Annotated in this window: 8 protein-coding genes and 1 pseudogene; 4 read left to right on the plus strand and 5 right to left on the minus strand. The window is 62.6% G+C overall.

Going from position 1 to position 9,695, the window contains the following annotated elements; genetic code table 11:
• Positions 1–122 precede the first annotated feature (122 nt).
• Positions 123–506, plus strand: a pseudogene (locus tag EU800_RS25135) (transposase); the annotation flags it as partial.
• A gap of 59 nt (positions 507–565) precedes the next feature.
• Here the strand turns inward: EU800_RS25135 and EU800_RS25140 are convergent.
• The 4 genes from EU800_RS25140 to EU800_RS25155 all read right to left on the minus strand — a co-directional run bounded on the left by EU800_RS25140 (position 566) and on the right by EU800_RS25155 (position 4,816).
• Positions 566–790: a hypothetical protein gene (locus EU800_RS25140; protein ID WP_129636218.1), complete on the minus strand. Its 225-nt coding sequence runs from the start codon at positions 788–790 to the stop codon at positions 566–568.
• Positions 791–1,003: 213 nt separating this feature from the next.
• Positions 1,004–1,666 carry an HAD family phosphatase gene (locus tag EU800_RS25145; protein WP_129636219.1) on the minus strand — a complete coding sequence of 221 codons (663 nt, stop codon included), beginning with the start codon at positions 1,664–1,666 and terminating at the stop codon, positions 1,004–1,006.
• A complete protein-coding gene (locus EU800_RS25150; protein ID WP_129636220.1) occupies positions 1,602–4,088 on the minus strand; it encodes an ATP-binding protein in 2,487 nt (828 codons plus the stop codon). The genes EU800_RS25145 and EU800_RS25150 overlap by 65 nt, the downstream gene beginning before the upstream one ends.
• The gene (locus EU800_RS25155; protein WP_129636224.1) at positions 4,088–4,816 is read right to left on the minus strand and encodes a winged helix-turn-helix domain-containing protein; all 729 of its coding nucleotides are present in this window, start codon (positions 4,814–4,816) and stop codon (positions 4,088–4,090) included. The genes EU800_RS25150 and EU800_RS25155 overlap by 1 nt, the downstream gene beginning before the upstream one ends.
• A gap of 242 nt (positions 4,817–5,058) precedes the next feature.
• Between EU800_RS25155 and EU800_RS25160 the strand changes: the two genes are divergently transcribed.
• From EU800_RS25160 to EU800_RS25170, 3 genes are all read left to right on the plus strand, one after another.
• Complete coding sequence (locus tag EU800_RS25160; protein WP_129636221.1) at positions 5,059–6,090, plus strand: ABC transporter substrate-binding protein; 1,032 nt, start codon at positions 5,059–5,061, stop codon at positions 6,088–6,090.
• Positions 6,091–6,157: 67 nt separating this feature from the next.
• Positions 6,158–8,314, plus strand: a complete 2,157-nt coding sequence (locus tag EU800_RS25165; RefSeq protein WP_129636222.1) for an iron ABC transporter permease — start codon at positions 6,158–6,160, stop codon at positions 8,312–8,314.
• Positions 8,315–8,329: 15 nt separating this feature from the next.
• Positions 8,330–9,382, plus strand: coding sequence for an ABC transporter ATP-binding protein (locus EU800_RS25170; RefSeq protein ID WP_129636223.1), 1,053 nt, complete (start codon positions 8,330–8,332; stop codon positions 9,380–9,382).
• 28 nt (positions 9,383–9,410) lie between these two features.
• On the opposite strand, the gene EU800_RS27345 is transcribed toward EU800_RS25170, so the two are convergent.
• The coding region (locus EU800_RS27345) for a hypothetical protein (protein WP_207210010.1) at positions 9,411–9,695 on the minus strand (285 nt) is incomplete at its 5' end.

The raw sequence follows: 9,695 nt of genomic DNA on the forward strand, positions 1-9,695 counted from the left end.
TCAGTGTGGTTCAGCCAAACCACTGTTGAGACCTGAAAACCGGTTATGGCCACCAGCTGCGCAACTCGGGGGCTCCGCAGGCGGCCATAACCTCCCGAACCGAAGGATTCCCGACGTGCTACGGCCCAGAGTTCGTGGCCAAAGACGTGCGAGAGTGGATAGAGGCCGTCGGGGCCAAGACCGCTTTCATCGAGCCAGGATCTCCCTGGGAGAACGGCTATGTTGAAAGCTTCAACGCCCGGATGCGAGACGAGCTGCTCAACGGCGAGATCTTCCATTCACTGAGAGAGGCGCAGATCATCGTCGAAGGCTGGAGAAAGCACTACAACACCAAGCGACCCCACAGTGCTCTGGGCTACAGGCCGCCAGCGCCGGAGACCATCATCAAGATGCAACCGAGGCCCGTGATGCACGAACAATCAAACCGGACCAGTCGGATCAGGCTCCCCACTCGCGGCGGCGGGACTTCACGCCGAGCTTCTCGGCCCGTTCTTTCACCTCTCTGACAACTCCGTATTCCTGATAGAGATCATACAACCTCCTAACCGTTGCAGCCTCCCCCTCGTCAATCTTCAGCGTCCGGCCATCGGCTTGATACCCGAGAGGAACATTGCCTCCCATCCAAAGCCCTTTGCGTTTGGACCTCGTGATGAGCACAGGCAAACGGCACCGAGTAGTCGTTGCCGCGATAGCTCACCATCGAGATCGAGGTTGCGCGGGTGCTCACCTTCTCGCAGGCGTCGTAGGGCACCGCCGACAGCGCCATCAGCGCATCGAGATCCCGCAGCATCCGCTCACCCGAGGCACCCGTTTACAGTGGAACGGGCACGACGGGCGCCGAGGTTTAGGCAGTCTGGCGAGGTATAGCGACCGCCCCGTCAGAGTAGCCCGTAGTCCACTCCGTTCGCCCGGAAGCCCACATCGTCCCAGTGGTTCTCCCGCCGGTCTCCCAGCTGCATGTGGTCGGGGTTGATACAGCGTCGGTTATTGCACCGGTGAAAAGTCAGCCATGGACCGGCACCATCTTGTCGATCTGTGTGAGCGTCTCTGCCAGGCGCACGTCGAGCGCCGTCATGCCAGCGCTGCGCGCGGCAGCCAGGCCTTCGTTGCTATCCTCCAACACGAGGCAGCCATGCGGGCGAACACCCAACCGGCGCGCTGCTTCCAAGAAGATGTCAGGCGCAGGCTTCGGAGAGGCGACCTGATCCACCGTGACGATGGCGTCGAACAGCCCGACCAGATCAGTCGCCTCGAGAATGCGGTCGACCACGCGCGCCTCGCCATTGGTCGCCACGGCCATCGGGCGAATCCCGATGTAACGTCGCGCCAGGGCAACCACCGGCGGGTTGATCCGCGCCATCGAAGCCCGTAGTTCGGCCGCGGCGATACTGTCCTGCACCAGGCTTTCCACGTCGAGGGCGAGGTGTGCATGCTCCGAAAACTGCGCCATCAGATCGCGACGGCCCAGCCCCGTGCGCGCATCATACCATGTTCGCGCCATCTCCGCGCCCTGTCGGAGGGCGGCCGCCGCCATCGCGGAAAAATGCAGGTCGCCGCTTGCCACCAGTGTTCCGTCGAAATCGAAAATCAGCGCATCAGGATCAGGAAGCATCAGTCTTAAAAATGCCCGTTTGACTGAGTTCGAAGGCGGCCTGCAACGCGGCAAGGGTCAGTGGCTTCGGCAGCGTGACCAACCGATTGCCGAAACGGGCCTTGAGCGGATTGATATCGGGCAATCGTCCAGACACCACCGCGACGCGCGTGTCCTGACTGCGGCTCAGTGCGGCTTCGGCCAGCCGCCAGCCATCGGCCACGCCATGCAGGCTCAGATCGGTGACCACAAGGTCGGGCACACTCGCCTGAATTGTCTCATATCCGGCCCCTGCCGTCGTGCAGCTGTCCACACGTCCGGTCACCGGCCGCAGGAGCGTCAGCGCCCGTTCGAGGTCGCGCGGATCATCTTCGATCACCAGAACTCTCCGCCACAGAATACGCGCGCTCTGCGCAATCTCCCGGTGGCGCGGCAGGCTCAGACGCACACGGGTTCCCTGCCCTTGCGTCGAGTCGATCTGAACATCGCCTCCTGACTGCCGTATGAACCCATAGACCATGGCAAGCCCGAGCCCCGTGCCGGAACCGTCGCCGCGCGCAGTAAAGAACGGCTCCATCGCGTGGGCGAGCACTTCTGGCGGCATTCCGGCACCTGTATCGGCGACGTCCAACATAACCTGCTCATCCTCGGGAAATACCGAAACTGTGATCCTGCCCGGCCCCTCTATCGCCTGACCTGCGTTCAGACAGAGGTTCAGAATTGCGCTTTCCATCTGTCCGGGATCGACCGTTACCCAGAGTGGCGCACCGGTCGTCCGGATCTCCAATGAGATTTCGTCTCTCAGCGCAAAGCCGATCAGGTCGGTCATCCCGTCGACAAGGGTGTTCAGTTCCACCCGCTCCGGTTCCAACCGTTGCCGCCGGGCGAAGCTCAGCAAACGCTGAGTCAGCGACGTGCCAATCTCAACCGCCGACGCAATGGACTGCCGCAAGCCCGCCTGGCGCGCTTCCGGAGCAGTCTCCATCAGGTGCAGGTTGCCGGAGATGGTGGACAGGATGTTGCCGAAGTCATGCGCCACCTCGCCCGACACCTTCCCGAGCGCCTCGATACGCTGGATCTGGCGCAAGCGGTCGTCGAGGTGCTGCCGCTCGGTTGCATCCGAAATCAGCACGACGCTGCCACCATCCGGCAGCCGGCTCTCGCGAAACTCGGCATGGCGGCCATCGGCACGGGTCAGGTTGGCAAAGCCACCTGGACCCGGCACCGATTGCCAGCCGGCCGCCGCAATGCACTCGGACAGGAACGGTCGCCCCTCGAAGCGAGCCGGCTCCACACCGACAACTTCGGACAGCCGGCCATTGCACGCAATGATCGCCCCAGTCTCAGAAAGCACGGCCACACCGTCGTTGATCCCCTCCAGCGTTTTCTCAAAGAGTGCGTTCCGTCGTGCCATCTGGCGGTTCGAGCGATCCAACCGAAGCGCATTGGCGCGAAACATGCGAAAGGCGTGAAAGAGCTTCCCAATCTCGTCTCCAGCCCCTTCTCCGCGCGGAAGGCGGCTCGACCGGTCTCCCTTTGCCAACCGCGTCATGGCATCTGAGATCGCCCTCAAGTTCGCCGTTACATAATTGGAGACATAAAGCGCCGCGATAAGTGCCACCGACGCGCTCAGGAAACCCACGAACAGGATCGTTGACTTGGCAATCGAAATTGCCGTCATCGTGCGCGTCCGATCGGCGGAGATCCGCGCCTGCGCCTCGGCCGTGACCGAGGCGGCAAAATCTATCACCGCAGCGCTTCCCTGGCGAATGCGAACAAGCGCCGCCTCCGCGCCGATCCGACGCGACAGTTCCTGCCGACGCAGTTCGAACAACCCGTCCGGCCCGCGCGCCAGCGCCAGCAAATGCGCAAGATCCTCTGCGCCGACTTGCGTGGGGGCGGTTTCGGGACGGACGAGAAAGTGCACCTCCCGCTGATACTCGCCCACGCTGATCAGGTTTTCCGCCCGCCCCGCTCCCAGCAGCGCGGCGGCCAGTCGTTGCAACACGATCCATTCCTGCCGCTCGGCAAGGGTCGCCGTGGGGCTTGCCGCAAGGGCGGCAAAGCGGCGTTCGGCCTTTGCAAGCTCGGCATTCAGGCGCAAAGTCCTGTCGCGCAGCCCGGCACGGATCGAGGTCTCGCGCACCAGATCGGCGATCGCACGCCGGGTGTCGGCCAGAACCGCTTTCAGCGGTGCATCCTGCGGCAGGCCCACCGCGATGGTATCGAGGAGCCCGGTCGCGGCGTTGCCCTCCTGCGCAATGCGGAACGGGCTGTCGAGCGTCAGCAGATAGGGCGCCAAGGTGGCCAGATCAGACGCCTGGCGCGAAAGCGTCAGGGCTTGGTCGACCTCCGCCAGCGTTCCATTGTGCAGGGTCTCGAGCTTGGCGCGTCCATGGTCCAGCGCGATCCAGCTGATCCCTCCGACGGTGAGCGTAGCGACTGCCAGCAAACAGAGCGCCAGAAGCAGCCGCGCGCGGACGGACAAGCGTCTCATCACACGGCCTGCATGACGAAGATGTAGCCCTGTCCGCGCCGTGTCTGAAGATGAATCGGCTTGGAGGGCACGGCTTCGATCTTGCGGCGAAGGCGCAGGATCAGAACGTCGATGGTGCGGTCCATGTATTGCGACAAGTCATTTCCCAGTTCGGTCAGCAGCTCGGTGCGCGGGATGATCCGCTCCGGATTTCGCAGGAAATACTCCAGCAGACGATATTCGGCATTCGTAAGCGGTATCTCGGAGCCATCAGCGCGCAGCAATTCGCGCCGCGTGACATCAAGCTGCAACGCGCCGAATTTCCAAACCTGGCTTCCCGCAGCGACAGGCGTGGTCACGGCCGGATGGCCCGCTCGGCGCAGCACAGCGCGAAGTCGCGCAATCAGTTCCCGCGGATTGAAGGGCTTCATCATGAAGTCGTCGGCGCCGGATTCGAGCCCGATGATCTTGTCCATCTCATCGCCGCGCCCTGTGAGCATCACGATGGGCAGGCCAAAACGCTCGCGGATCTGAACTGCAAGCATCAGTCCGCTTTCACCGCGCAGGCGAAGGTCGATCAGGGCAAGATCCACCCCTGGTTCCGGGCCGAGCGCGAAGAAGGATGCGCTGTCGGGCAAGGACAACGGCGTAAATCCATTCTCTTCGAGCAGCGCCGACACGGTTGCGCGCAGGTCCGCATCGTCGTCGATCACGGCGACCACTGGACTCGATGGCGCCTGATGCTGCATCTCTTCCTCCCTGCGGACTGCCGGGTCCGCGTGCCCATCATGTCCGATATTCCGGGCAAACCAAACGCCTATCGGGTTACAAGCGTTATTATTTCCGGACATCGTCTGTAACATTGTTCATCAAATTGTGGATTTGCCGTCATTCTGTTAACGGCCCCACGCTCGCCCCGCGTCGCCTGCCCGTGACAGATTCAATTCAGGCCCGCGTCTGTCGGACTCGGGCGGGATTTTGGGAGGATCAAATGACCCGGACTTTCTCGATCAGTGCGCTTGCACTGACCGCCGCTTTCGCTGCATCTGGCGCCAATGCGGATACCCTCAATGTCGTCTGCTCGAACGAGCAGGTGTGGTGTGATCTGATGGCACAGAACTTCCAGATCGACACGGGAATCGACACCGCCATCGTGCGCAAGTCGACCGGTGAAGTGCTGGCGCAGATCCGCGCCGAAGCAGGAAACCCCAAGGTCGACGTCTGGTGGGGAGGCACCGGAGACCCGCATCTCATCGCCGCCTCCGAGGATCTGACGGTCGCCACCGGTGTGGACACTTCCGGACTTCTTGGTTGGGCGCAGAACATGGCCGACATGACGGACGGCAAGGCGATCGGGGTCCATGTCGGACTTCTCGGCATGCTATACAACACCGAAGTGCTCGCCGAGAAGGGGCTCGAACCGCCGGCCTGCTGGCGCGACCTCGCGAAGCCTGAATACAAGGGCGAGATCACTGTGGCGAGCCCGCAGTCGTCGGGTACGGCCTACACAGAGCTTGCGACACTGGTGCAATTGTTCGGTGAAGACGAAGCCATGCAGTTGCTGGCCGATATCGGACAGAACGTGAACCAGTACACCAAGTCGGGGTCCGCACCGGGCAAGATGGCCGCCCGAGGCGAAACCACCATCGCCATTGGCTTCATGCATGACATGGTGAACCTCAAGAAACAGGGCTTCCCGGTCGAGATCGTCTCCCCCTGCGAAGGTACCGGCTACGAGACCGGCGCGGTTTCCGTGATAAATGGCACGCCGAACATGGACGCGGCGAAGAAATGGGTCGAATACGTGATTAGCGCTGAGGCGCAGTCGCGCGGACTGGAGGTCGGTGTGTACAACATTCCCTCGAACCCCGACGCCGCGACCGATCCTGAAGCACCTGACATGGCCTCGGTGAAACTGATCGACTACGACTTCGCCACCTACGGCTCCTCCGAAACCCGTGAGCGCCTGCTGGAACGTTGGGAAGCTGATGTGAAGTCCAAGGGCGGCAACTTCGAGGAGTGATCCTTTCACGATAAATGCCCGCCCCGGACGCTCCGGGGCGGGTCAACGACTTACCGGGACGGATTCGATGCGGCGCACGGCGGGGCTTTGGCTTCTGATCGGGCTGGCAGGCTATGCCCTGTTGCCTTGGTACATGGTGACAGGTGGCTTCCTGTCGCTCGGATGGCTTGGCAATCTGACCGGTGACGGCGCTTCGGCGCTGGTTTGGTCGCTGACCGGTCGGTCATGGCTGTGGTTGCCGCTGTTCGGCCTGATCGGCGCCGCGGGAGTGTTGGCGCTCCGGATGGATCAGTTGCGCACTGCGCGCGGACTGGTTGCCTCGGGTGCGGGCGGGTTGGCCCTGATGGCCGGACAGGGGCTTGTCATCCTGGGCAACGGAACCCGCTTCGGCCTCGCCGAGGGCGCGACGCAGCCGGGTATGGGCGCCGGTGCGCTGGTCACCGCTGCGAGCCTGCTCTTCATCCTCACCACCGGAATCTCGGGCCTCGGTCGGGGCCGGGGGGATGCTTTCATAACCGGAATGGTCGGTGCGATCGTTGCCCTGGTAGGCATCTTCGTCTTCTATCCGATGACGTTTATCCTGGTCAGCGCTTTCGAGCTCAAGGGGGGCGCGGGCTTCGGAATTTCCGAGTTCTTCCCACGTTTCTTCGCTCCGGACATCTGGTCGACCGCCTGCTTCACAGGCCGCGGCTACTGTGGCGCGGCCATGAATTCGTTGATGCTCGGGCTATCCACCGCGCTTGGCACAACGCTTCTTGGCCTTGCTTTCGCTCTGATTTTCACCCGCACCGCGTTTCCGGCCAAGAAGTTCCTGCGGGTCCTGACGATCCTGCCGATCATTACCCCGCCCTTCGTGATCGGCCTTGCGTTGATCCTCCTCTTTGGCCGTGCCGGAACAGTCACCGAGTTTTTCGCTGACATGTTCGGCTGGGAAAAGACCCGCTGGCTCTACGGCATCTGGGGCGTGTGGCTGGCTCAGATGCTCTCGTTCACGCCCATCGCCTTCCTGGTGCTGATCGGCGTCGTCGAAGGCGTGTCACCGTCGATGGAAGAGGCCAGCCAGACGCTCGACGCGAACCGCTGGCAAACTTTCCGCTATGTGTCGTTGCCTCTGATGCGCCCCGGTCTCGCGAATGCCTTCCTGCTCGGCTTCATCGAAAGCCTCGCGGACTTCGGAAATCCGCTGGTCTTGAGTGGCAACGAGAACTTCCTGTCGACGGAAATCTATTTCGCGATCGTCGGCACCGTTGCCGACCCGGCAAAGGCCGCGATCCTGTCGCTGATCCTCCTGTCGCTGACTTTGTCCGCATTCCTGGCACAACGATACTGGCTCGGCGCGAAAAACTACGCGACGGTCACTGGTAAGGCAGATTCCGGGCGCCACGCGGCACTGAACCCCGTGCTGCGCTGGACATGCTACCTGGTCGCGCTCCCCTGGGCCGCGTTCACCATGATCCTGTACGTCCTGATCGTCTTCGGCAGCTTCGTGAAGCTCTGGGGCTATGACCACACGCTCACAACCGAACATTACAAGCGAGCTTTCGGTGTCGTGCACCGCAACGGCTGGCATTTCATCGGATCGGCCTGGGACAGCTATTTCACGACGCTGACCATCGCATCGCTCGCCGCACCCCTGACCGCCGCCGTCGGGCTCGCCACCGCCTATCTTCTGGTGCGCCAGAAATTCTTCGGCAAGGACGCCTTTGAATTCTCCACCATGCTCTCCTTCGCCATCCCGGGCACGGTGATCGGCGTGGCCTATGTCATGGCGTTCAACTTCCCGCCGATCGAGCTGACAGGCACCGGCCTGATCCTCATCGTCGTCTTCATATTCCGCAACATGCCCGTCGGCGTGCGGGGCGGCATCGCGGCGATGAGCCAACTCGACCGCTCTCTCGACGAGGCCTCGATCACGCTGGGTGCCAACAGCGCCACCACGCTGCGCCGGGTCATCCTTCCGCTGATGGGACCGGCGATCCTGGCGGCACTCACCTACAGCTTCGTCCGTGCCATAACGTCAGTCTCCGCGGTCATCTTCCTCGTCTCGGCCCGCTACAATATGGCGACGTCCTTCATCGTCGGACGCGTCGAGAACGGCGAGTACGGTATCGCCATCGCCTATGCCGCGGTGCTTATCGTCACCATGCTTCTCGCCATCCTTGCCCTGCAACTCGTGATTGGCCGGCGTACCCTGCGCCGCGCCGACCGCATCGAGGCCCATTGACCGCTGGAGGCTTTCATGACCAAGGGTTCCGTCCGCTTCGAGAACGTCACCAAGCATTTTGGTGATGTCGTAGCGTTGAAGCCGCTCACACTCGACATTGCGCCGGGCACCCTGGTCACGTTGCTGGGACCGTCCGGCTGCGGAAAGACCACCACGCTGCGCCTGGTCGCCGGGCTGGAGGCCGCCACCGAGGGGCGCATCCTGATCGGTGGCCAGGACGTGACCCATTTGTCGGCGACCTATCGAGCGGTCTCGATGGTGTTCCAGTCCTATGCGCTGTTTCCCCACATGACGGTGGCCGAAAACGTCGCATACGGGCTCACGGTGAAACGCGTTCCCAAGGCTGAAGCGAGGGCGCGGGCCGAGGAAGGACTGGATATGGTCGGCCTGAAAGGCTTCGGAACTCGCCTTCCCTCCGAGCTTTCGGGCGGCCAGCAACAGAGGGTCGCCGTGGCCCGCGCGATCGTGCTGGAGCCCGAGGTGCTCCTGCTGGACGAGCCGCTTTCGAACCTTGACGCCAAGCTGCGTCGCCATGTGCGTGAAGAGATCCGCCAGATCCAGCAATCGCTTGGGCTGACCGCCATCTACGTGACGCACGACCAGGAGGAGGCAATGGCAGTCTCGGACCGGATCATCGTGATGAAGAACGCCGAGATCGCCCAGGAGGGGACGCCAGCAGACCTTTATGATCGCCCCGCGTCGGCATTCATCGCCGACTTTATCGGCGACGCAAACCTGATCGATGTCGAGGTCACAGCCACAGGTGAACGCACGGAGATCGCCCTGCTCAACCACCAACTGGCGATTCCCAGGTCGGACCTCTCAAAGGGACCGGCCAAGATGGTCCTGCGCCCCCATCAGCTCCGACTTTTGCGCGAGCCCGGCGAAACCACGCTTCCCGCCGAAGTCGGCTACGCGGCCTATCTTGGCAACTCGGTGCAATACACACTGAATACGCCCGCCGGGCAAATTTTTGCCATCACTCCCCCGCAGTCAAATCCGTTCCGGCAGGGCGATACGCTGCATCTCGGCTTTTCCAGCGAGGACATCCGGCTTGTTCCTGCCTGAATACCGCCGATCCAACCCGTGGTTTGTCTCAAGGTCCCGGTAGAGCTGATGGCACCAGCCAGCGAACCCTTCGTAGACCCGATGCAATCACGATTTCCCTGATTTTCGACGACATCGACGCAGGTATCTGCGTGAAATCGAGATCTGAGCCATGCGGCAGCCGCCAAGTTCGCACTCCCGGATCGCCTGTCAACGGCGGTGCGATTTCCTGCCAGAGGGCAGCACAAAATCCGGCCAGTTCCAGCGTGATCGGCGCCCCGGCAGACGCGCTCCCTATGTAGCTGGCGGTTGCCGGGGCGCCTTGGTCCGCGAG

The organism is Tropicimonas sp. IMCC6043 (assembly GCF_004146235.1).
In the GTDB taxonomy this organism is placed as follows: domain Bacteria; phylum Pseudomonadota; class Alphaproteobacteria; order Rhodobacterales; family Rhodobacteraceae; genus Tropicimonas.

What these genes read in the sequence shown, in the direction of transcription:
- EU800_RS25140 (WP_129636218.1), bottom strand. Translation starts at nt 790, where the DNA reads ATGCTGCGGGATCTCGATGCGCTGATGGCGCTGTCGGCGGTGCCCTAC.
- EU800_RS25150 (WP_129636220.1), bottom strand. Translation starts at nt 4,088, where the DNA reads ATGAGACGCTTGTCCGTCCGCGCGCGGCTGCTTCTGGCGCTCTGTTTG.
- EU800_RS25155 (WP_129636224.1), bottom strand. Translation starts at nt 4,816, where the DNA reads ATGCAGCATCAGGCGCCATCGAGTCCAGTGGTCGCCGTGATCGACGAC.
- EU800_RS25160 (WP_129636221.1), top strand. Translation starts at nt 5,059, where the DNA reads ATGACCCGGACTTTCTCGATCAGTGCGCTTGCACTGACCGCCGCTTTC.
- EU800_RS25165 (WP_129636222.1), top strand. Translation starts at nt 6,158, where the DNA reads ATGCGGCGCACGGCGGGGCTTTGGCTTCTGATCGGGCTGGCAGGCTAT.
- EU800_RS25170 (WP_129636223.1), top strand. Translation starts at nt 8,330, where the DNA reads ATGACCAAGGGTTCCGTCCGCTTCGAGAACGTCACCAAGCATTTTGGT.